The 23,121-nt window shown below is 69.0% G+C and carries 17 protein-coding genes and 1 tRNA gene; 3 read left to right on the forward strand and 15 right to left on the reverse strand.

Translation table 11 applies throughout. The annotated features are described in order from the left end of the window. Positions 1 to 85: 85 nt before the first annotated feature. The 5 genes from rplA to JOF42_RS15765 form a co-directional block, all read right to left on the reverse strand. Entirely contained in the window at positions 86 to 775 is a 690-nt protein-coding gene (gene rplA / locus JOF42_RS15745; protein WP_210098688.1) for a 50S ribosomal protein L1, read from the reverse strand. 11 nt (positions 776 to 786) lie between these two features. Continuing rightward, positions 787 to 1,218, reverse strand: a complete 432-nt coding sequence (gene rplK / locus JOF42_RS15750) for a 50S ribosomal protein L11 (protein WP_053097443.1) — start codon at positions 1,216 to 1,218, stop codon at positions 787 to 789. A 190-nt stretch (positions 1,219 to 1,408) separates the two neighbouring features. Next, positions 1,409 to 2,449: a transcription termination/antitermination protein NusG gene (gene nusG / locus JOF42_RS15755; RefSeq protein ID WP_210098689.1), complete on the reverse strand. Its 1,041-nt coding sequence runs from the start codon at positions 2,447 to 2,449 to the stop codon at positions 1,409 to 1,411. 41 nt (positions 2,450 to 2,490) lie between these two features. After that, on the reverse strand, positions 2,491 to 2,763 hold the full coding sequence (gene secE / locus JOF42_RS15760; protein WP_056312767.1) for a preprotein translocase subunit SecE: 273 nt from the start codon (positions 2,761 to 2,763) through the stop codon (positions 2,491 to 2,493). Positions 2,764 to 2,802: 39 nt separating this feature from the next. Next, positions 2,803 to 2,875, reverse strand: a tRNA-Trp gene (locus JOF42_RS15765). 192 nt (positions 2,876 to 3,067) lie between these two features. Between JOF42_RS15765 and JOF42_RS15770 the strand changes: the two genes are divergently transcribed. Both JOF42_RS15770 and JOF42_RS15775 read left to right on the forward strand, forming a co-directional pair. Beyond that, positions 3,068 to 4,891, forward strand: a complete 1,824-nt coding sequence (locus JOF42_RS15770; protein ID WP_210098690.1) for an HSP90 family protein — start codon at positions 3,068 to 3,070, stop codon at positions 4,889 to 4,891. A gap of 27 nt (positions 4,892 to 4,918) precedes the next feature. After that, positions 4,919 to 7,717, forward strand: coding sequence for a hypothetical protein (locus tag JOF42_RS15775; RefSeq protein WP_210098691.1), 2,799 nt, complete (start codon positions 4,919 to 4,921; stop codon positions 7,715 to 7,717). 17 nt (positions 7,718 to 7,734) lie between these two features. Here JOF42_RS15775 and poxB read toward each other — a convergent pair whose 3' ends face one another. From poxB to gabT, 8 genes are all read right to left on the reverse strand, one after another. After that, on the reverse strand, positions 7,735 to 9,459 hold the full coding sequence (gene poxB, locus JOF42_RS15780; RefSeq protein WP_210098692.1) for a ubiquinone-dependent pyruvate dehydrogenase: 1,725 nt from the start codon (positions 9,457 to 9,459) through the stop codon (positions 7,735 to 7,737). 97 nt (positions 9,460 to 9,556) lie between these two features. Continuing rightward, the gene (locus JOF42_RS15785) at positions 9,557 to 10,921 is read right to left on the reverse strand and encodes an NAD-dependent succinate-semialdehyde dehydrogenase (protein ID WP_210098693.1); all 1,365 of its coding nucleotides are present in this window, start codon (positions 10,919 to 10,921) and stop codon (positions 9,557 to 9,559) included. A 25-nt stretch (positions 10,922 to 10,946) separates the two neighbouring features. Further along, positions 10,947 to 12,413 (reverse strand): NAD-dependent succinate-semialdehyde dehydrogenase, encoded by a 1,467-nt coding sequence (locus JOF42_RS15790; protein WP_210098694.1) that lies wholly within the window; start codon positions 12,411 to 12,413, stop codon positions 10,947 to 10,949. A 32-nt stretch (positions 12,414 to 12,445) separates the two neighbouring features. Then, positions 12,446 to 13,990, reverse strand: a complete 1,545-nt coding sequence (locus JOF42_RS15795) for an APC family permease (RefSeq protein WP_210098695.1) — start codon at positions 13,988 to 13,990, stop codon at positions 12,446 to 12,448. Continuing rightward, complete coding sequence (locus JOF42_RS15800; RefSeq protein ID WP_210098696.1) at positions 13,990 to 14,874, reverse strand: universal stress protein; 885 nt, start codon at positions 14,872 to 14,874, stop codon at positions 13,990 to 13,992. Before JOF42_RS15800 ends, JOF42_RS15795 begins: the two co-directional genes overlap by 1 nt. Further along, the gene (locus JOF42_RS15805) at positions 14,874 to 16,256 is read right to left on the reverse strand and encodes a flavin monoamine oxidase family protein (RefSeq protein WP_210098697.1); all 1,383 of its coding nucleotides are present in this window, start codon (positions 16,254 to 16,256) and stop codon (positions 14,874 to 14,876) included. Before JOF42_RS15805 ends, JOF42_RS15800 begins: the two co-directional genes overlap by 1 nt. 80 nt (positions 16,257 to 16,336) lie before the next feature. After that, positions 16,337 to 17,815, reverse strand: coding sequence for an amino acid permease (locus tag JOF42_RS15810; protein ID WP_210098698.1), 1,479 nt, complete (start codon positions 17,813 to 17,815; stop codon positions 16,337 to 16,339). A 1-nt stretch (position 17,816) separates the two neighbouring features. Beyond that, on the reverse strand, positions 17,817 to 19,178 hold the full coding sequence (gabT, locus tag JOF42_RS15815; RefSeq protein WP_210098699.1) for a 4-aminobutyrate--2-oxoglutarate transaminase: 1,362 nt from the start codon (positions 19,176 to 19,178) through the stop codon (positions 17,817 to 17,819). 116 nt (positions 19,179 to 19,294) lie between these two features. Between gabT and JOF42_RS15820 the strand changes: the two genes are divergently transcribed. Beyond that, positions 19,295 to 20,803, forward strand: coding sequence for a PucR family transcriptional regulator (locus JOF42_RS15820; RefSeq protein WP_210098700.1), 1,509 nt, complete (start codon positions 19,295 to 19,297; stop codon positions 20,801 to 20,803). 82 nt (positions 20,804 to 20,885) lie between these two features. On the opposite strand, the gene JOF42_RS15825 is transcribed toward JOF42_RS15820, so the two are convergent. Both JOF42_RS15825 and JOF42_RS15830 read right to left on the reverse strand, forming a co-directional pair. Then, positions 20,886 to 21,515, reverse strand: coding sequence for a TetR/AcrR family transcriptional regulator (locus JOF42_RS15825; protein ID WP_210098701.1), 630 nt, complete (start codon positions 21,513 to 21,515; stop codon positions 20,886 to 20,888). A gap of 37 nt (positions 21,516 to 21,552) precedes the next feature. Beyond that, positions 21,553 to 23,106, reverse strand: coding sequence for a glucoamylase family protein (locus JOF42_RS15830; protein WP_210098702.1), 1,554 nt, complete (start codon positions 23,104 to 23,106; stop codon positions 21,553 to 21,555). Between the last annotated feature and the right edge of the window lie 15 nt (positions 23,107 to 23,121).

A 23,121-nucleotide genomic window follows, 5' to 3' on the forward strand; every position in this document is an offset into this window, starting at 1 on the left:
GCATCCCAACATCTGATGACGCTCGATGTCGTCGTGGGATGCAGAAAGGCCCCCGCGCGATGCGGGGGCCTTTCAGGAATCACACTCAGATGGCGTTGACATCCAGCGGGATGCCGGGGCCGAACGTGGTCGACACCGCACCCTTCTGGATGTAACGGCCCTTCGAGCTCGACGGCTTGAGGCGGACGATCTCCTCGAGCGCTGCGCCGATGTTCTCGTCGAGCTGCTCGGCCGAGAACGACGACTTGCCGACGACGAAGTGCACGTTGGCGTGCTTGTCGACGCGGAACTCGATCTTTCCGCCCTTGATCTCCTCGACGGCCTTGGCCGTGTTGGGGGTCACGGTGCCGGTCTTCGGGTTCGGCATGAGTCCACGCGGACCCAGGACCTTTCCGAGACGACCGACCTGGCCCATGAGCTCCGGGGTCGAGACGGCCGCGTCGAACGCGGTCCAGCCTGCGGCGACCTTCTCGATGAGCTCGGCGCCGCCGACCTCATCTGCACCTGCGGCGATCGCTGCCTCGGCCGCGGGGCCGGTGGCGAAGACGATGACGCGGGCGGTCTTACCGGTGCCGTGGGGCAGGATGACGGTGCCGCGCACCATCTGGTCTGCCTTGCGGGGGTCGACCGAGAGCTTCAGCGCGACCTCGACGGTCGAGTCGAACTTCGACGAGCCGGTCTCCTTGGCGAGGGCGACTGCCTCGGTGGGAGTGTAGAAACGGTCTGCCTCGATCTTCTCGGCGGCAGCCTTGTAAGCCTTGGACTTCGTAGCCATGATTATTCTCCTCAGCCCTCGACCGTGATGCCCATGGAACGGGCGGTGCCGGCGATGATCTTCGAGGCAGCCTCGATGTCGTTCGCGTTCAGGTCGGCCTGCTTGGTCTCGGCGATCTGACGGACCTGGTCCTTGGTGATCTTCGCGACCTTGACCGTGTGAGGCGTCGACGAGCCCTTGGGCACGCCGGCGGCCTTCTTGATGAGCTCCGCGGCCGGCGGGGTCTTCAGGATGAACGTGAAGCTGCGGTCCTCGTAGACGGTGATCTCGACGGGGATGACGTTGCCGCGCTGCGACTCGGTCGCGGCGTTGTACGCCTTGCAGAACTCCATGATGTTGACGCCATGCTGACCGAGCGCGGGGCCGATCGGCGGCGCCGGGTTGGCTGCACCGGCGTTGATCTGAAGCTTGATCAGGCCGGTCACCTTCTTCTTCGGTGCCATATCCTCTTCCTTTCATCGAACGGATGCGGGTGCATCCGCTCTCCCGCGAACCCGGCATCTCCGGGCTGCGGTCGTCTGCGCGCACGCCGAAGCGGCACACAAACCACATAAGTCTACCTGATCCGAAGGCATGCCTCATACGCGAGAACGGCCGCCCCGGAGGGGACGGCCGTTCTCGTGGAAGCGTGTGTCAGATCATCTTGGTGACCTGGTCGAACGACAGCTCGACCGGGGTCTCACGCTCGAAGAGCGAGACGAGGACCGTGAGCTTGCCGCTCTCGGGCTTGATCTCGCTGATCGAACCGGGAAGCCCCGCGAACGAGCCCTCCTTGATCGTGATGGTCTCGCCGACCTCGAAGTCGACCTCGGCGGGAAGCGGCCGAGCGACGGCGACGCCGCCCTTCGATGCGATGTTCTTGGCGGTCGGGACGTCCTTGACCTCGACGAGGGACTTCAGCATGTTGAAGGCCTCTTCGAAGCGCAGCGGCGTCGGGTTGTGAGCGTTGCCCACGAAGCCGGTGACGCCAGGCGTGTGACGGACGACGGACCAGGTGTCTTCCGTGAGCTCCATGCGCACGAGCACGTAACCCGGGATGCGCACGCGGGTGACCATCTTGCGCTGGCCGTTCTTGATCTCGACGACGTCCTCCATCGGGACCTCGATCTGGTAGATCTCGTCCTCGACCTCGAGCGTCGACTTGCGCTGCTCGATGTTCGCCTTGACCTTGCGCTCGAAGCCCGCGTACGAGTGGATGACGTACCACTTGCCCGGGAGCATCCGCAGGTCGAGGCGGAACGCCTCGTACGGGTCTTCCTCGGCGTCGTCGTCGGACTCGTCCTCGTCGGACTCGGCGTCTTCGTCGCCGTTCACGTCGGGACCGTCGTACGGGGTGACCTCGTCGGCCTCTGCGGCCTCGAGCTCGGCGGTCTCTTCCGCCACAGAATCGTTGAGGACCTCAGCGGCAGCCTCAGACTCAGCCGCTTCGTCCAGGTTGAGAGCGTCGTTCACGATCGCGTCGGCCTCCGGGTCGTCGATCTCGATGTCGGTGTCGTCCTGCGTGTCGGCGTCTTCGTCGCCGTCGACGTCCTCGATGTGGAGGGCGACGTGCTCAGCCGAAGTGACCGAGTTCTCCTCCGCAGCGAGGACGTTGCCCTCCTGGGCCTCGTCCTCTTCGCTGGACTGCTCGGCAGCCGTCGCCCAGTCGGCGTCGTCGGAATATCGTTCAGACACGTTGTTTCTTTCCAATCACTGCGGCCGGGGCCGCGAGGGCGTCAGGCGCCCGGGACCCCGAAGACGATGTGCGTCACCCAGGCGAACAAGGTGTCCAGTCCGTAGACGATGCCCATGACGATCAGAACGAAGACGAGCACCACTGCGGTGAACTTGACCAGTTCCTTGCGGGTCGGCGTGACGACCTTGCGCAGCTCTGCGATGACCTGACGGAAGAACAGGGCGATGCTCCCGAAGAAGCCTGCGATGCCACGCTTCTTCTCGCGGGTGGCTCCTGACGCGACGACCTCGCCGCGCGGTTCGTCCTGATCCATCCTGAATGTACCTTTCGTGTGTCAGCGTGTGCTGACGCGCAGGGCGGACAGGAATCGAACCTGCAACCTGCGGTTTTGGAGACCGCTGCTCTGCCAATTGAGCTACCGCCCTAGAGACCGGGAGGTCTCGGGGTGTCATCTTCATCCTGCCACCGCAACCGGACCGGAAGGACCGGGGCACGGCGAAAGAATGCAGACAACAACTGCTCGTCAAGCATACGGCATCCATCGGCCGGTGCCGAACCGGGCCCGGCCCGGGCGTTGTTGTTAGGCTCGGCGGGCGGATGCAATCGGAGGGAGCGCAGTGAGCGCTGACGTGCAGCAGTTCCAGGTGGACCTGCGCGGGGTCGTCGACCTTCTGAGTCGCCACATCTACTCGAGCCCTCGGGTCTACCTGCGGGAGCTGCTGCAGAACGCCAGGGACGCGATCACGGCCCGACGCGAGGTCGACGGCGAGGGCGGACGCATCCGCATCACCCCGCTGACCGAAGCCTCGGGCGAGTTCGTCCTGCGCGACGACGGCGTGGGTCTGACCGCCGACGAGGTGGCCGACCTGCTCGCCACCGTCGGGCGCAGCTCGAAGCGGGACATCTTCGACCTGCCCCGCAGCGATTATCTCGGCCAGTTCGGCATCGGACTCCTCAGCTGCTTCATGGTCGCCGACACGATCGTGATCCGCTCCCGCAGCGCACGCGGCGGCTCGGCCGTCGAGTGGACGGGCAGCGCCGACGGCACGTTCCGCGTGGTCGAGATCGACGACGACCTGCCGATCGGCACGAGCGTGCACCTGGTGCCGCGGTTCGACGCCGATGATCTCCTGCGCCCCGCAGCCGTGCGGGCGCTCGCGACGACGTTCGCCGAGTTCCTCCCCGTGCGGGTCACGCTCGACACCCCGGTCGGCGACGTCGAGGTGACCCGGCGCGCACCCTTCCTCGACGTCGCCGAGAACATCGACGACGCGGTGCAGTACGGGCGCGATCTCCTCGGCGCCTCCCCCCTCGATGCGATCGAGCTCTCGGAGCCGGCCACCGGCACCCGCGGACTCGCCTACGTGCTCCCGTACGCTCCCCCGCCCGGCGCCCGACAGGCGACGCGCATGTACCTCGGCCGGATGCTGCTCGGCGAGCGCGTCGACGACGTGCTTCCGGAGTGGGCGTTCTTCGTGCGCGCCGTCGTCGATTCGACCGGCCTCGCCCCGACGGCGAGCCGTGAATCGCTCGTCGACGATGCGGCGCTCGAGCGCGTGCGCGAGCAGTTCGGCGCCGGCATCCGTCGCTGGGTCCTCGAGCTGGGCCTGCGCGAGCCGCACCGGCTCGCCCAGTTCGTCGCGATCCATGAGGTCGGCCTCAAGTCGCTCGTGCGACACGACGAAGAGCTCGCGCGGTTCATCACCCGATGGCTGACCCTCGAGACCACGCACGGCACCCTGCGCATCGGCGACCTCGTCGAGCGGTACCCGCACGTGCGCTTCGCCCCGTCGGTCGACGAGTTCCGCCAGGTCGCCGGCATCTCGCCGAGCTCGGAAGTACTGGTCAACGGCGGTTATCTGTACGACGCCGACCTCGTGCGGATGCTGCCCGACCTCTACCCGCACGTCACGGTCGAACTCGTCGACGTCACCGGCGAGCTCGACCGCCTCGACCCTCCTCCCCTCGATGACCGCGATGCGGCGGTGGCACTCGAGGCTCGCGCAGGCGCGGTGCTCACGGCGTCCGGATGCTCGGTCACGGTGCGCTCGATCGACCAGCCCCAGCTCGCCGCCCTCTACGTCGCCGACCCCGAGGTGCTCCGCCGCATCGACCGGGGCCGCACCAAGGGCATCACCGGTTCGCTGTGGGGCGGAGTGCTCGACCGCATCGACTCGACGCTCTCGTCATCCCGCGACGACGACCTGAGCGCACGGCTCTGCCTGAACTGGTCGAACCGGGTCGTACGCGCCCTCGTCCGGGTGCAGGACGACGCGGTGTTCGCCCGCACGGTGCAGCTGCTCTACATCCAGGCGCTCCTCGCCGGGCACCACCCGCTCTCCGATGCGGACCGCACCCTGATGACCACGGCACTCACCGATCTCGTCTCGCTCTCGGCCGGCATCGAAGAGGACTCGGTCCCCTTCGACGACGCGCTCTGACCCCCACTCCGTTCGAAGGAACCCCGCATGGCACGTCCGCAGAAGCGCTTCACGCAGCTCATCGAGGAGATCGACCGCACCCCGTGGGGCCCGGCGGAACAGGCACTGGTCGCCGAGGCCGTCGCCCTCGCCGTCGAGCTGGGCGACGAGCAGCTCGAGTACGAGGCCCGGATGCGCCAGACCGCGTCGGCGAACATGAACGGCGCGACCGACGTCATGCTGAACTCGTTCGCGTGGTGCCTCGCCCGGCACGACGCCGACCCGCAGCGCTTCCCCGCCGACCTCGAGTACGGCGGCGCCGACCTGATGTGGCAGTTCAAGTGGATGGCCTCGTCGCTGCGCTCGTCGCCCGCCTTCTCGCTCGATCAGATCGCGGCGGTGCTCGACGACATGGAGGAGCACTACCGCGCGGCAGGGCTCGGCATCAGCGGCGTGCTCACGGCGCGATTCGAGGATGCCTGGGACGCCGGTCGCATCGATGAGGCCGAGGCTCTGCGCGTGCAGCTGGAGGCCACTCCCCGCGACGACCACAGCCACTGCGACGCCTGCGGCCGCAGCCAGGTCGCGGGCTTCTTCGCCGAGACCGACCGAGATGCCGAGGCCATCCGGCTCGTCGAGGAGATGCTCGAGGGCGGATTCTCGTGCGGAGAGGAGCCCGAGCACGCGCTCTCCCGCGTTCTCGTGCCGTACCTCCGAGCCGGGCGCCCTGATGACGCGAAGAGCGCGCACCTGCGCAGCTATCGCCTCGCGAAGGACAACCCCGACAACCTGCGCATCGTCGCGAACAACATCGTGTTCTCGGCACTGACCGGCAACGAGGCACGCGCTCTCGCGCAGATCGAGCGCCACATCGGGTGGCTCGCGCACGACGGACTCAACGTCGACGCGCACTTCGCCGCCCTCGCCGCGTTCGCCTTCGCGCTCGACCGCGTGACGGCGGCCGGCCATGCCCACACGCCCGTGCGCGGCGCCGACTCCCCCGCGCTCATCGTGTTCTTCGAAGACCATGAGGGCCCCTGGGGTGCCGCCGACCTGGCCGCGGCCGCCTGGGCGTCCGCCGAGCGCATCGGAGCCGAGTTCGACCACCGCGACGGCACAGACGGCCACGCCCGTGCACTCGTGCGCCTCCGGGCTCTCGCCGACGAGAGCTACGACGTGCCCATCCGATCGGATGCCTTCGTCTCGTCCCCCGACAGCACGACGCCCGCTGACGCGGACGCGTGGTTCGACCGGGTCATGGACCTCGCACAGTTCGGAGCGGAGCACGAGACGCTGCAGGCGCTCCCCCACGCCCTGGCCGTGGAGGATCCGTCGAAGCTCGCTCAGCTCATGTCGATGCGCCTCGGCATCCTGATCGCCCTCGACCGCGCCGACGAGGCCGCAGAGCTCCTCCCCGCACGGATCGACGCGCTCCGCGCCGCGGGGCTCGACGTGCAGGCAGACCTCGAGCAGCGGCTGGGCCTCGCGACGTTCGGGCTCGACACCCCGGAGGCCGCGGCAGCCCTCGAAGACGAGCTGGCGACCGCAGCATCCCTTCCCGCGTGGTCGCGCGGAGACCTCGCGATCAGCCGAGCCTCGCTGCACATGCACGCGGACGAGCCCGGTGCAGCGCTCGACATGGCCGAGATCGCCGCTCGGGCGTTCGCGGAAGCGGGAGACGTGCGGCTGTCGAACACCACCACGCTCGTCGCGATCGCCGCGGTGCTGCAGAAGGGCGACATCGAGGCGGCCGCCGCCCTGCTGGATCGCTTCCTCGACCAGGACGACCTCAGCATCGGGCACCGCGCGCAGGCGCTGCAGACCCGCGCCAGGGTGCGCGGCGGCAGTGAGGCGTTCGTGGAGGGTGCGGCGGATGCCGACGAGGCCACGCGCCTGCTCGCCGGCCTCGGCGCGACCAAGGCACTGGCGGCGGCGCATCTGCTCGCCGGGGCGCTCTGGGAGGACGCCGGCGACCCCGAGAAGGCCGTGACCCGGTATCGCGTCACGTCTCGGCTCGTCGCCCAGGAGGGCGGCGATCAGGCGGGAGCCGACTTCCGCCTCGCCAGGGCCATGCTGGCGGCGGGTGACGCCGAGGTCGCGGCCGAGCTCTTCGGCCAGGTGCTCGAGAGCGAGGAGCAGGCCGAGGTCCACGCCGCGTCGCGGGCGATGACGGCATCTCTCCTCGCTCGCGCGCTGGCCGCTTCGGGCGAGTTCGGGCAGGCCGTCGGCGCCTTCGGATACGCGGCGGAACTGTTCGGCGAGGCCGAGGAGCACGCAGACCAGGCCGTGGCTCTGACCGAGCGTGCGAAGATCCTCGCCCGCTTCGACGAGAACGATGAGGCGATCGAGACGCTGGAGGCGGCATCCGAGATCGTGCGCAAGGCACCGGACGCCGTCGGCGCTCTCGCCGACGTGCTGCACAACCTGGGCCAGGCCTACGGGGCGCGGCAGGATGATCGCGCCTTCGCCCTCTTCGACGAGGTCGCAGCGCTCGCGCAGGAGCACGGGGCCGGCTGGCTGCTCGCCGACGTCACCGACTCGCGCGGCCGTGCGCTCGCCCAGTTCGGACGCACGGAGGAGGCGGTGGCCGCCGCGCTGACCGCCGCCGACGGGTTCGCCGCGATCGGGGATGCCGGTTCGGCCGGGGGCTCCGAGCTGTTCGCCGCCCGCCTGCTCGCCGGCGACGACCGTGCCGCGGATGCCGTGCCGATCTACCGCAGCGCGCTCGAGCACGCCGCCGAGGTCCCCCCTCTTCGGCAGGTCTCAGCCCTCGAGCTGGGCACCGTGCTCGAGTCGCTGGGCCGACACGTCGAGGCCGCCGAGGTGCGCGCTCTGCTCGACGCCTGACCGTCAGCGCGCTCGGCTCAGAGGAGCTGACGCCAGTTGGCCCGCGCGAGGTCGAGCAATTCGTCGCCCTTGCCCGACATGACCGTGCGGATCGCGTACAGCGCGAAGCCCTTGACCTGCGCGGCCTCGATCGCCGGCGGCATCGACAGCTCCTGACGCTCGGTGACGACGTCGAGCAGCGCGGGGCCGTCGTGGGCGAGCACCTCGCGCACAGCATCCGGCAGGTCTTCGCTGTTCTCGACCCGACGGGCGAAGATGCCCATGGCCTCCGCGATCGCCGCGAAGCTCGGGTTGTCGAGCGACGTGCCGTAGTTCACGAAGCCGGCGGCCTTCATCTCGAGCTCGACGAAGTTCAGCGACGAGTTGTTCACGACGATCGTCTTCACCGGCAGCCTGTTCTGCGTGAGGGTCAGCAGCTCCCCCAGCATCATCGCGAGCCCGCCGTCACCGGCGAGGGCGATCACCTGGCGGTCGGGGTGCGAGACCTGCGCGCCGATGCCGTGCAGCAGCGCGTTGGCCATCGACCCGTGCGTGAACGAGCCGATCAGTCGCCGGTTCTCGGTCATCGACAGGTACCGGGCCGCCCACACGGTGGGCGAGCCGACATCGGCGGTGAAGACCGCGTCGTCCGCCGCCTGCTCGTTCAGCAGTCGGGCGAGGTACTGCGGGTGGATCGGACGGCCGGCCTTCGTCGGCGTCGCGAGGTCGTCGAGCTTCGCCCTGGTCTTGCGATAGTGCGCCGTCGAGTCGTCGAGGTGGCCACGATCGGTCTTCGCCGCGAGGCGAGGCAGCAGCGCCGCGGCGGTCGCTCCCACGTCGCCGACCAGACCGAGATCGAGCGGATGCCGTTTGCCCAGCTGTGACCCGCGGATGTCGACCTGGATGGTCGTGGCGTGATCCGGATAGAACTGTTCGTACGGGAAGTCGCTGCCGAGCACCAGCAGGGTGTCGGCCGCCTCCATGGCCCGATAGCCGGAGGCGAAGCCGAGAAGCCCGGTCATGCCGACGTCGAAGGGGTTGTCGTACTCGATGAACTCCTTGCCGCGGAGCGCGTGCACGATCGGGGCGCCGAGGCGATCGGCCAGCGCGATGACCTCGTCGTGCGAGCCCTCGACACCCGCACCCGCGAGGATCGTCGTCTTCGTCGAGGCGTTCAGCAGGGTCGCCGCCCGCTCGAGCTCGTCGCCGCTCGGCACGATCACCGGATGCGTGCGCTCGATCACCACGGCGCGGTCATCCGCGATCTCGGCGAGTGCGACGTCACCGGGGATCACCAGCACCGCGACTCCGCGCTGCTCGATGGCCGCACGCATCGCGATCTCGAGCAGGCGCGGCATCTGCTGGGGGTCGGCGACGTACTCGACGTAGACGCTGCACTCGCGGAACAGCTCCTGCGGGTGCGTCTCCTGGAAGTACCCGGTGCCGATCTCGGTGGTCGGGATGTGGGCCGCGATCGCGAGCACAGGCACGCGCGAGCGGTTGGCGTCGTACAGGCCGTTGATCAGGTGCAGGTTGCCAGGGCCGCAGGATCCTGCCACCACAGCGAGGTCGCCGGTGAGCGCCGCATCCGCCGCCGCCGCGAACGCCGCCGACTCCTCGTGCCGCACGTGCACCCACCGGATGCTCCCGTCCTTGCGGAGCGCGTCGGTGAATCCGTTGAGGGAGTCGCCTGGGAGGCCGTAGACACGGTCGATCCCGTTGGCGCGGAGGGTCTTGACGATGTTCGCTGCGACGGTTGCCATGCTTCCAACCTACGCCCGGGTGCCTGTGCGGGCTCCGGTCCGAAGACGACGAAGGGACGGATGCCGAAGCATCCGCCCCTCCTGTCGTGCGCGTCGCTCAGCCGATGCGGATGAGCTTCTTGTTGACGAACTCGTCGGCCGCGAGGTGGCCGAGCTCACGCGAGGTGCCGCTGCGCTTGATGCCGCCGAACGGCAGCTCGGGGCTGTCGGCGAGCACGAGGTTGACGTAGACCATCCCCGCCTCGATGTTGTCGGCCACGCGCTCGGCCTGCTCGGCGTCGGTCGTGAAGACGTACGAGCCGAGGCCGAAGGTGGTGTCGTTCGCGAGGGCGACCGCGGCGTCCTCGTCGGCGACCCGGTAGACGACGGCCGCGGGGCCGAAGAGCTCCTCGCGGTAGACGTTCATCTCGGGCGTCACGTCGGCCAGCACGGTCGGAGCGAAGAACGCGCCGTCGCGCGTGCCGCCGGTGAGAAGGGTGGCACCCTGCTCGACGGCCTGGTCGATCTGCTTCTGCAGGTTCTCAGCCGCCGTCTCGGACGAGACCGGGCCGAGCACGGTGTCATCGAGCGTCGGGTCGGTCGCCGTCACCGACGCCATCGCGGCGGTGAACTTCTCGACGAACGAGTCGTACAGACCGTCGACGATGATGAAGCGCTTGGCGCCGTTGCACGCCTGACCGTTGTTGTCGAGTCGTGCGTCGACGCCGGCCTGAACCGTGGCGTCGAGGTCGTCGGTCGACAGCACGATGAACGGGTCGGATCCGCCGAGCTCGAGCGCGACCTTCTTGAGGTTGCGCCCTGCGATCTCGGCGACCGCCGCACCGGCGCGCTCGGACCCCGTGAGGGACACGCCCTGCACGCGCGGGTCGGCGATCATGTCGGCGATCTGGTCGTTCGTCGCGAGGACGTTCTGGTACGCGCCCTTCGGGAATCCGGCGTCGTGGTAGATCGCCTCGATGGCGGTCGACGACTCCGGGCACTGCGGGGCGGGCTTGAGCAGGATCGTGTTTCCCACGATCAGGTTCGGCGCTGCGAAACGCACGATCTGATACGCCGGGAAGTTCCACGGCATGATGCCGACGAGCGGTCCGAGCGATGAGCGACGGACGATCGCCGAGCCGTCTCCGAGGATGGCGATCGGCTGGTCGGCCATGATCGCCTCGGCCTGGTCGGCGTAGTACTCGGCGATGTCGGCGGCGAAGTCGACCTCTCCGAGCGCGGCCTCGCGCGGCTTGCCCATCTCGCGCACGAAGACGTCGGCGAGTTCCTCGCGGCGTTCGCGGTGCAGCTCGGCCGCACGGCGCAGCAGGGCTGCGCGCTCCGCCACGGTCGACGAACGGGACCACTCGCGGTGCGCCTCGTCGGCGGCCGCGACGGCCTCCTCGATCTGCGCATCCGTGAACGTGTCGAAGGACGCCAGCGTCTCTCCGGTGGCGGGGTTGATGACGGCGTAATCGGTCATGTTCTCTCCTCCTCTGGCCGACCGGTCAGGAGACCGGGATCAGCGTGTACTTGGTGGACAGGTACTCGTGGATGCCCTCGAGACCGCCCTCACGACCGACGCCGGACTGCTTGACGCCGCCGAAGGGGGCTGCCGCGTTCGACACCACGCCCACGTTGAGACCCATCATGCCGGTCTCGAGCTTGTCGATCATCCGCTGACCGCGCTGCAGGTTCTCGGTGAACACGTACGACACCAGCCCGTACTCGGTGTCGTTCGCGAGACGCACGGCGTCGTCCTCGGTGTCGAAGGTCGCGATCGCGAGCACCGGTCCGAAGATCTCCTCGCGGAGGATCGCGGAGCCGGCGACGACGTCGGTGAGCACGGTCGGCTCGTAGAACGTGCCGGTGCCCTCGAGCGCCTTGCCGCCGGCGAGCAGCGTCGCGCCGCGCTCGACGGCATCGTCGACGAGCTCTCCGGTCTTCGCCACAGCGCCCTCATCGATGAGCGGACCGATGGCGACTCCCTCTTCGGTGCCGCGGCCGATCTTCATGGCGTTGACCCGCTCGGTGACCTTGCGGGCGAACTCCTCGGCGACGTCCTTGTGGACGATGAAGCGGTTCGCCGCGGTGCAGGCCTGACCGATGTTGCGGAACTTCGCGGCCAGCGCGCCGTCCACGGCCTTGTCGAGGTCGGCATCGTCGAACACGACGAACGGGGCGTTGCCGCCGAGTTCCATCGACACTCGCAGCACGCCCTCGGCGGCCTGCGCGATGAGCTTGCGTCCGACCTCGGTCGAGCCGGTGAACGACAGCTTGCGCAGGCGAGGGTCGGCGATGATCGGGGCCGACAGCGCCGAGGACTTCGACGTCTGCACGACGTTGACGACGCCGGCGGGCAGGCCCGCCTTCTCGAGCAGCGACGTGAAGAAGATCGTCGTCAGCGGCGTGAGTGCCGGGGGCTTGATGACCACCGTGCAGCCGGCGGCCAGCGCGGGGGCGATCTTGCGCGTCGCCATCGCGAACGGGAAGTTCCACGGCGTCACGAAGAACGACGGACCCACCGGGCGCTGCGAGACGACCATGTGGCCGGTGCCCTCGGGGTTGATGCCGTAGCGGCCGCTGATGCGCACCGCCTCCTCGCTGAACCACCGGAGGAACTCGCCGCCGTAGGCGACCTCTCCGCGTGCCTCGGCGAGCGGCTTGCCCATCTCGAGCGTCATCAGCAGCGCCAGGTCCTCCTTGTGCTCCTGCACGAGGTCGAACGCGCGGCGCAGGATCTCGCTGCGGGTGCGAGGAGCGGTGGCCGCCCACGCGTCCTGCGCGGCGACGGCTGCGTCGAGGGCACGGATGCCGTCACCGGGCGTCGCGTCCGCGATCGTGCGGATGACCGCACCGGTCGCCGGGTCCTGCACGTCGAACGTGCCACCGGTCTCGCCGTCGATCCACTCGCCACCGATGAAAAGGCCGGTGGGGATGCTGTCGAGCAGCGCCTGCTCTGTCTGAGTGCTCATGGATTCTCTTTCTGTGGGGACGTGGGTGGGGATCAGCGGCGGCGGGCGCTCGGCGGCGCGTCGACGCCGAGGGTCTCGCCGCGGAAGAAGGCGGGGCGCTTGATCGCCTGCCAGATCATGATCACGATGCCGATCACGATGATGCCGACGCCGAGGACGAACACGAGGCCGAGGCCGCCGATGCTCGAACCGCTGCCGTAGGCCGGGTCCATCGAGTCGATGAGCGTGGTCACGAACAGTACCGCGAGGATCGCGCCGCCGACGAGCGGGAACAGGAACGTGAAGAAGAAGCTCCTCGCCGAGTCGAACCACTGCTTGCGGAAGTACCAGACGCACGCGAACGCCGTGAGCCCGTAGTAGAAGCAGATCATCATGCCGAGTGACAGGATCGTGTCGGTGAGCACGTTCTCGCTCAGCAGGCGCATGACGGCGTAGAAGACGGAGGCGACCACCGCCGACACGATCGTCGAATACCCGGGCGTGAAGAACCGGGGGCTGACCCGTGCGAACTTCTTGGGCAGGGCGCCGTAGTGCCCCATCGCCAGCAGCGTGCGAGCGGGGCCGACAGCCGTCGACTGCAGCGAGGCCGCGGAGCTCGAGAGCACCGCGAGCGAGACCAGGAACGCGAGCGGGCCCAGGATCGGGTCGGACAGCGCGAAGAACACGTTCGCCGAGATGTCCTCGTTGGCGAGACCGTAGTCGCCCGTGCCGACGCCTGCGAACATGATCAGGCCGATCGCGAGCAGCAGGTAGAGCGCCACGACGACCACGACCGTGACCATCGCCGCGCGACCGGGGGTCTTGGCCGGGTCCTTGGTCTCCTCGTTCATGGTGAGGACGACGTCCCAGCCCCAGAAGATGAAGATCGACAGCGAGAGGCCGGCCGCGAAGGCGCTGAACGACGGGACCTCGAACGGGTTGAACCACGACCACGAGAACGCGGTGGGCTCGGGGGCGTCGCCCGAGACGGCCTTGACGATCGCGACCGTCGCGAAGATGACGAGCACGAGCACCTGGAAGCCGACCAGGATGTACTGGAACTTCTGCGTGGTCTGCATGTCGCGGTACGACACCAGCGTCGCGCCGAGCATGAAGAGCAGACAGACGACCACGTTGATGATCGGGTTGAACGCCAGATCGGCGATCGCGGGGTTGCCGCTGACCTGGGCGATCAGCAGGAAGAGGAACTCGACGGCGATGCCGGCGAGGTTCGACAGCACGATGACCGTGGCGGCGATGAGCCCCCAGCCGGTCATCCAGCCGATCCAGGGTCCGAACGCCCGCACACCCCAGGTGAACGAGGTGCCGGAATCGGGCATCATGCGGTTGAGCTCGCGGTATCCGAACGCGGTGAGGAGCATCGGGATGAAGCCGACGAGCATGATCGCGGGCACCTGGGTGCCGACGACCGCGACCGTCGGTCCGAGGGATGCCGTGAGCGTGTATGCGGGGGCGATCGTGGAGACGCCGATGACGACGGCGCCGAGCACGCCGACGGCGCCGGCGCTCAGACCCTTCTGGGAGATGCCGGTCGTCACACCGGATTCGGGCTCCGTCGCCCGGTTCGAGCTGCTCATCAGCGGACTCCTGCTTCGGCGCGGGTGCGCGGGACGACGATCATGGGTACGGGCAGTTCGTGCAGCATCTTCGCTGCGGTGGAGCCCAGGAACAGGCGGCGGGGCTGCGCCAGACGGCTGGAGCCGACGAGCACGACCTCTCCGGGAAGCCACGAGAGGTTCGCGACCGCGTCCTCGACCGTGTCGCCGGGTGCTTCCTCGAGCTCGGCGGTGAGCTCGTCAGGGAGCAGACCCTTCGCGGCGGCGAGCACGTCGTGCCCGTGCTCGTTGCCGACCACCCGGATCGCGCCGGTGTCGAGGCCCGGAGGCACGTCGAACGGCACGAGCGAGACCAGACGCAGGCCGACCCGCGACTCGGTCGCGATCGCCGCAGCCTCGTCGAGCAGGTTGTCGGCGCCGGGGCGGGTGCCGATCGCGACCGTCAGCCGCGGGAGCACGTGATCGTCCTGCGCGGCCGTGCCCGACGGCGCGAGCGCGACGGGGATCGTCGACGAGTGCAGCAGCTCGGAGGCGACGCTGCCGAGACGGTGGCGGCCGAAGATGCTGCCGTTGGCCGTGCCGACGACGATCAGGCGCGCATCGAACTCCTCGCCGGCCGCGATGAGCCCCTCGGCGAACGACTCGGCGAAGCGCACGTGTCCCGTGCGCGTCAGCTCCTGCGGCAGCCGGACGACCGCATCCTCGAGCCACTCCTTCGCCTGGCGGCGGATGTGGTCCTCGTAGGCGCGCTCCGGCGGCACGGCCGCGCTGCGGGTGCCCTCGAAGGGCAGCACGATCACCAGATGCAGGACCGCGCCCAGGCTGCGGGCGAGCCGGGCTCCGAGCGCCGCGGCATCCGCTCCCGCATCCGTCGCCGTGTAGCCGACGACGACCGCACCGGTCATCAGCCGGCCTCGACCGTGTCGCCCGCTGCGCGGCTCGACTCGACGATGTTCGACGCGACGAGGTGCCCCATGCGGATCGCGCCGTCGACGTGCTGGTAGCCGGCGCCGGCGAGGTCGCTGCACGCGAAGTGGATCGGTCCGACGGCCGAGCGAAGGTCAGCACCGTAGCGGTGCAGGCCGCCCATGTCGAAGCTCGCGGCGTACGCACCGCGGGTCCACTCCTCGGTGCCCCAGTCGCTCTCGTAGTAGACGACCGGGTTCTTGGCCTCGGGGCCGTAGTAGTGCGACAACGACTCGAGGATCCGCTCCTTGCGCTCCTCAGCCGTGAGCGCGAAGAGATCGTCGGCGTTCTGGTCGCTGACGAAGCCCACCAGCGTGCCGCGCTCGTCGCCGTGGTTCGTGTTGTCGTACGCCTCGTGCGACAACTCGTACGGGCTGAACGCGGTGCCGCTGAGGCCCTGCTCGCGCCAGAACGGGCGGTCGTAGACGGCGTGCACCTTGATGACGAAGCCCATCGAGATGTGCTGGTGCATCTGGTGCTGGCGACGCGGCAGCGGCGGCACGAAGGCGATGCGGCTGTAGAGCACCGGAGCGTGGGCGAGGATCGCGAAGCGCGCACGCACCGTGAGCTCGTCGGTCGTGGCGGTCACGCCGTCGGCGCTCCACTCGAGCGAGCGCACAGGCTGGTTCAGGTAGACGTCGTCGCCGAGGCGCTCGGCGAGCAGCTGCGGCACCTTCTGCAGGCCGCCGACGACGCGCTTGTCGAGGATGAAGTCGGCGTCGACGAGGTTCGAGTAGGAACCTGCGGATGCCGCCATCAGCAGCGACTGCAGCAGCGAGAACGAGTGCGTGGGCTTGGTGAGCATCGCGGATCCCGTGGCGAAGGCCAGGTTGCGCACGGCCTCGTCGTCGTCGGTCTGAGCCCGCAGCCAGGCGTCCCACGTGACGGAGTCCCATTCGGCGGCGTTCGCGTGCGCCCAGGGGCGATCCGGGTCGATCTCGGCGACCATGGCGTCGAGTCGCTCGGTGATCTCGGCGATGACCGCCTCGGTCTCAGCCGACACCGGGAACATCTCGCCCGTGAAGCGGTGCGTCTGACCGTCGGGGCCGACGTACACGCTGTCGCCCTCGCGGTAGCGGCTGTAGGTCTCGAGCCCCAGCTCCTCGATCGTGTCCTTCAGCGCATCCTGATCGGGCGAGACCCACTGGCCGCCGAGCTCGAGCATCGCGCCGTCGATGACGTCGGTCCACAGACGCCCGCCGACGCGGTCGCGGGCCTCCAGCACGGCCACCGACAGGCCGGCCTTGCGCAGGTCGTTCGCCGCCGTGAGCCCTGCGGCTCCCGCACCGACGATCAGCACGTCACGAGTGATCTCAGCCATCTGCTTCTCCTTCGTTGGAAAGTGGGTAGTGCCGGTCGCGATCCGAAATCCCCCGATACGGATCGCGACCGGACGTGTGTTCAGGTCGCGACGGCGTCGCTTCCCGATGTCTCAGGCGCCTGTGCGGCGTTGCGCTTCTTCAGATTGCGGCGCACGAACGGCCAGAAGAGCACGAGCACGCCGGTGGCGATGAGGCTCGTCCAGACCTGGGTGCGTCCGCCCTCGGTCGTGAGCATCACCACGAGCACCGCGGCGATGCAGGCGATCAGCAGGATGTTGAGCCACGGGTGGAGCCACATCTTGAGCTTGAGGTTCGCGACCTCCTCCGGCGTCATCTTCTGACGCAGCCGCCACTGGGTCAGCGCGATGAAGACATAGACGAACAGCGCGACGAGACCCGCCGAGTTCATGATGAAGTCGAAGATGCCGGAGCCGGGCGTGAAGAAGTTGACGAGGGTGGCGATGAGGCCGCCGATGGTCGAGGCGAGCAGCGCCATGACAGGTACGCCGCTCTTCGACTTCTTCGTCATGATCTTCGGCGCGAAGCCCTGCTCAGCCAGCGCCGAGAACATGCGCGACGCGGAGTACAGGCCGGAGTTCAGCACCGAGATGACCGCGGTGAAGATGACGAGCTGCATGATGATGCTCGCGCCGGGGATGCCGAACTGCTCGAGCGCGTACGTGAACGGCGCGTTCGCGACGTCGGTCGGCACGGGGAGCTCGTCCCACGGCACGACGGTGACGATGATGAGCACCGAGCCGACGAAGAACAGCAGGATGCGCCAGATGATCGTGCTCGTGGCCTGGCGGATGCCCTTGGCCGGGTTCTCGGACTCGGCGGAGGCCATCACCGCGATCTCCGTGCCGAAGTACGAGAAGATCACCAGCGCGACGCCGGTGAACGCGACGCCGTAGCCGTTCGGGGCGAAACCGCCGTGCTCCCACAGGTTCGAGACCGAGACCTCGGAGTTCGGCCACAGTCCGAAGGCGAAGAGCAGACCGGCACCGAGGAACACGACGATCGCGAGCACCTTGATGCTGGCGAGCCAGAACTCGACCTCGCCGAACGTGCGCACCGAGATGACGTTCGTCCCGACGAAGATCCCGATCAGGATCAGCGACCAGGCCCACGACGGCACCACCGGGAACCAGCTGGCCATGGTCTCGCCGCCGAGCACCGCCTCGTAGGCGAGCACGCCGACCCAGAAGTACCAGTACAGCCAGCCCACGAGGTAGGCGGCCCAGTTGCCGAGGCCGACCCTGGCGTACTCCATGAACGATCCGATGGCCGGACGCGAGGCCGCCATCTCGCCGAGCATGCGCATGGCGAGGAACACCAGCAGACCGCCGATGAGGTACGACAGCACGGCGGCGGGTCCGACGGCGCGGATCACGTTGCCGGATCCGACGAAGAGGCTCGCGCCGATGATCCCGCCGAGCGTGATCATCGTGACGTGACGGGACCGCAGTTTCTTCGTGCGCGGGTTCGCGCCGGCGAAACCGGCCGACGTCTCAGGAGAGACGGGCCGATCCCACTGCGATTCCGGTTCGGTCGACATGTCAGGCCGCAGCGAGCGCTGCCGCGACGACGTCGAGGCCCTCGTTCAGAAGGGCGTCGCCGATCGCGAGCGGCGGCAGGAAGCGGATGACGTTGCCGTACGTGCCGCAGGTGAGGACGATGACGCCCTGGGCGACGCACGCCTTGGCGACGGCTGCGGTGAGCGCGGCATCCGGCGCCTTGGTCTCGGGGTCGATGAACTCGGCCGCGATCATCGCGCCGTATCCGCGGATGTCGCCGATGCGGGCATCCTTCTCCTGCATCGCGCCGAGGCGCTGCGTGAGGATCTCTCCGATCTCGCGTGCACGCTCGATCACGCCGTCGTTCTCGAAGACGTCGATCGCCGCGAGGGCTGCCGCGCAGGCGATCGGGTTGCCGCCGTAGGTGCCGCCGAGGCCGCCCGAGTGCGAGGCGTCCATGATCTCTGCGCGGCCGGTGACGGCGGCGAGCGGCAGGCCGCCCGCGATGCCCTTGGCCGTGGTGATCAGGTCGGGCTCGATGCCGAAGATCTCGCTCGCGAACATGTGGCCGGTGCGGGCGAAGCCCGTCTGCACCTCGTCGGCGATGAAGACGACGCCGTTCTCGCGGCACCACGAGGCGATCGCCGGCAGGAAGCCCTCGGCGGGGACGATGAAGCCGCCCTCACCCTGGATGGGCTCGATGATCACGGCGGCGAGGTTGTCGGCGCCGATCTGCTTCTCGAGCTGGAGGATGACGCGGGATGCCGCCTCGGGGCCGGCGAGTCCGTCGCGGAACGGGTAGGACATCGGAGCGCGGTACACCTCGGGGGCGAACGGACCGAAGCCGCTCTTGTAGGGCATCGACTTGGCGGTCAGCGCCATGGTGAGGTTGGTGCGGCCGTGGTAGCCGTGGTCGAAGGCGACGACCGCCTGGCGACCGGTGTGCTTGCGGGCGATCTTGATCGCGTTCTCGACGGCCTCGGCGCCGGAGTTGAACAGCGCGCTCTTCTTCGCGAAGTCGCCGGGCGTGAGGCGGTTGAGTGCCTCGGCCACACCGATGTACGACTCGTACGGCGAGATCATGAAGCAGGTGTGGGTGAACTGCGCGGCCTGGGCGGCGACGGCGGCCGCGACCTTCGGGTGCGCGTTGCCGACCGTGGTCACGGCGATGCCGGATCCCAGGTCGATGAGCGAGTTGCCGTCGGCGTCGACGACCACTCCTCCACCGGCGGCGACGGCCGCGACGGGAACCGTGTGTCCGACTCCGGCTGCCACCGCGTCGGCCTTGCGTGCGAGGATCTCCGCCGACCGCGGGCCGGGAAGGTCTGTCACGAGGCGACGCTCCTGGGGGAGCTCGGGTCCGCCGAGGGGAACTGCAACAGCTGCGTTGTCGAGGAGTGCCATGTGGGCGAGCGTACGACCCGAGCGGCGACCGCCGCATTCACCCGGCTGTACAATCTGATCGAGATCATCGCCGGTCTGTACAAGTGTGCCGCGCGAGTCGGAGAGGAGCGCAGGACATGGATGCCGCCGAGCAGCCCACGCTGCGAGCCCTGCTCAGCCGTCGCGACCTCGGCCTGGGTCTCATCTCGACGGAGGGCGACCTTCCACCCGGTGCGCTCGATCACCCCCTGCGCTGGGTGCACAGCTCCGACCTCGCCGACCCGACTCCGTTCCTCGCCGAAGACCTCGCGCTGCTCACCACCGGCACCCAGTTCGACGCCGGCACCGACTTCGACGTCTACGTCGGACGCCTCTCCGACCGCGGAGTGCTCGGTCTCGGATTCGGCACGGACGTGCATCGGGCAGGCATCCCCGATGAGCTCGTCACCGAATGCGCCCGCCGCGGGATCCCCCTGTTCGAGGTCCCCTATCGCACGCCGTTCATCGCCGTCGCCCGCGCACACTCCGAGGCGATCGCCGCTCAGGCGTACGCCCGCCGATCGTGGGCGCTCGACACGCAGCGGGCACTGGCACTCGCCGCGCTCCGCCCGCACGGCCTGGATGCGACCGTCGCCGAACTCGGCCGACGCCTCGGCGTCTGGGTCGGCATGTACGACGCCTCCGGCGCTCTGCAGCTGTCGCACCCGCGAACGTCTATGTCCGCGGGTCGGCTGGCTTCGCTCGGCGAGCGGGCCACCGAGGTCCTCACCCGCGGGCTCGAGGCCGGCCAGTCGCTCACGATCGACGAGCAGACGTTCATGCTCTTCACGGTCGGCCGCGGTGGACAGCTGCGCGGCGTGATCGCGCTCGCGGTCGATGCGCTCGACCCCGAAGCGCGCACGGTCGTCACCTCGGTGATCGCGATGGCGGGGCTCGCCCTCGAGCAGAGCGACCAGCTGGCCCGCAGCCGACGCCGCCTCAACTCCCAACTGCTGAGCTCCCTGCTCGACGATGATCCGACTCTCGCCAGGAGAGTGCTCGGCAGCATGCCCGCCGCGCCCGTCGTGGTGGCGATCGCGGCCGACGCCCCCGCCGGCCCTCTGAGCGACTGGTGGGAGCGGCGACGCTCGGAGCACGGCACCGCGAGCTTCCTCGCGGAGTCGCCGGAGGGCGTCGTCGTCTGCCTGTCGATGGCCGACGAGTCGCTGCTCGACGAGATCGCCACCCGCTTCGGCATCCGCATCGGGGCGTCCGGGTCGGAGTCGTACGACGCGTTCTCCCGAGCGCACGCACAGGCGCTCGCTGCGCTGCGCCAGCAGTCGGATGCCGGGGTGTTCCACTTCGCGGATGCGGCAGGGTCCAGCATCCTCAGCGCACTGGCGACCGACGAGGCGCGGTTGGTCGCCGAATCCCGTCTCGCCCCACTGCGAGATCACGACGCGCGATCGGGCAGCGACCTCGAAGGCTCACTGCGCGTCTGGCTCGAGCACGACGCAAAAGCCGAACCGGCGGCCGCAGCCCTCGGCGTGCATCGCCACACGCTCCGATCGCGCATCGCGCAGGCCGGTGCGCTGCTCGCATCCGACCTCTCATCGTTCCCCGCCCGCGCCGAGCTGTGGACGCTGCTGCAGACCGCGCGGGACTGAACGCGCCCTCTCGGTCAGCCGGCTGACGTTCTCCCGCCTGGCGGCGAATCCGGATGCCCTCGCCCAGCCATCCGGGGATCGCTCAGCCGTCCGTCCCCTCGGCGGGATGCAGGTACCGTCCGACGAACTCCTCGAACAGGGCCACCATGTCGACGGAATCGTCCAGCAGCCACTGCAACTGGATGCCGTCCATGACCGCGCTGATCAGGCGCGCCGCGAGCGCGGGGTCGATGTCGTCGCGCACCTCTCCGTCGAGCTGGCCGCTGCGGAGGATCTCCTCGGCCTCGGCGGCGCGGTCGCGGTACCGGGCGGCGAAGTCGGAGTGCGACGGGTGGCCGGGATCCGTCGCTTCAGCCGAGACGATCGCGTACAGCGACGTCAGCCCTCTCGACGTCCGGTTGTGGGCGACGACCCGCTTCGCCTGCTCGATCAGCGTGTGCTCCGCGGGATCCCCTGCCGCCTCTCGCACCTTCTCGTCGCGCTGGTGGATCACCTCGGCGAACAGCTCCTCCTTGTCGGCGAAGTGGTGGAGCAGGCCGGTGGGCGTCACGCCCACGCGCTTCGCGATCTCCCGCAGGGATCCTCCGCGGAATCCCGTGCGCGAGAAGACCGCGAGCGCTTCGTCGACGATCGCCTGCCGGCGCGCCTGCCCCGTGGCATAGGGGCCTCGGGGCCTGCGCGCCGGCGTTCCCTGCTGCTCATCCGTGCTCATTGCCCGCTCCCGTCGTCGGCGCGGGTGAGGCGGAGCCTCAGCCGTGGTGGCCGTTTCCCGATCCCCATGACGAGCCGAATACCTGCTGCTTCATCGCGGGCCGCAGTCGCTGTTCCATCTCGCGGTCCACGAAGTAGTCCTTGAGTGTATCTTTCGTGAGCTCATTGCCGATCGCCGCCATGATCATCGACTGATCGAGAGACAGATAGCGCTCGGCGATCGTGCCGCTCTTGACAGCCACGGCATCGTAGAAGCCGCCGGGCCCGTAGGCGTCGAGCTCGTCCTCTATGCCGTGGAGGTTCTTGAGTGCACCCTTGCGGTCGTACGGCAGCGCGAGGAACGCCGCGTGAGGCGTCACCACTCCGTCGCCGAACTCGGGGGACGGATTCGTTCCCGTCGTGCATCCGGGCCGGTCGACGTCGACGTCGGTCTTCTCCGCATCCGACGTGTAGCCGTCGGATCGCATGCCGGCGATGTCGACTCCGTACTCGGCGTAGCCGCCGAAGGGATCGCTCGCGGGCGAGAAGCCCCAGTAGCCGTACCCGGTCTCGTCGAGCCCGTGCTGCTTCTGCACGGCGACCGTGATCGGGTGGTTGAGCTTCCACGACTTCGGTCCCCACTTGGTCTCCGGCACCAGGAGGTCGGGCATCAGCGACTCGAACATGCTGCCGCCCCAGCTCGGGACGAACGACATCCCGTCGTAGTCGTACACGCCCTCCCAGACCTCGACTCCGTCGTAGGTGCGGTAGTCGCCGTGCGGGAGCTGCTCCTGCCAGGCCCAGTCGCAGCCGGGAGGCATCGTGCGATGCGTCCCGGAGAGCGCAGTGGCGGGGATCTGCCCGTTGGCGATGCCGAGATAGGTCGCGATGCGGCTCTCGCTCACGGTCGTGTCGTAGTGGTGGCACGTGTAGTAGGCGGTCTCGCCCGAGCCGTTGTACATGGGCGCCTCGACACTGCAGTCCGGCGGAGCCGCATCCCAGAACCCTCCGCGGTTCGTGCCCGCAGGCAGGCCGGCGGCGCCGGCAGGATCGAAGAACGCCCCGAAGTCCATCGAGTCGTACAGGGCGTCCGCCTCGGTCGCGAGCTCCGGCTCCGCCTCGCGGACGATGCGGAGGGCAGCGGCGAGCCATCCGTTGTCGACCGTGCTGAGGAACGGGTGCACGGTGTCGCCCGAGTCCGGCCAGGTCGTCAGCTTCTCGCCCGTCGTCGGCGAGTACCAGTTGTAGAACATCCCGCTGGCGTCGTTGCGCTCGAGCCCCGCGAGGGTGTCGAGCGTGGTCGACAGGCGACTGCGCGCCTCGTCGTCGGTGATGATCCCCAGGTCGCGGGCCGTGACCGTCGACCACAGGTAGCCGCCGATGTTCGTCGGCGACGTGTAGTCGCCCGGTGTCTCGAGATCACCGGTCACATTGTCGGCGGGCAGACCCGTCTGCTCGTCCGTCATCGCGTCCAGGGATCGCCAGGTGTCCGTCGCCCAGCGGTTCAGGTCTTCGGTACCCGGCCGCCCACCGCCCGCGGTCGCGGGTCCGGCGAGGCTCAGCCCCGCGACCACCAGTCCGGCCGTCGCCACTGCGCTCATCCATCGCTTCATCGTGTCTCCTCATCG

It is taken from the genome of Microbacterium phyllosphaerae, from assembly GCF_017876435.1.
GTDB classification, from domain to species: Bacteria; Actinomycetota; Actinomycetes; order Actinomycetales; family Microbacteriaceae; genus Microbacterium; species Microbacterium phyllosphaerae.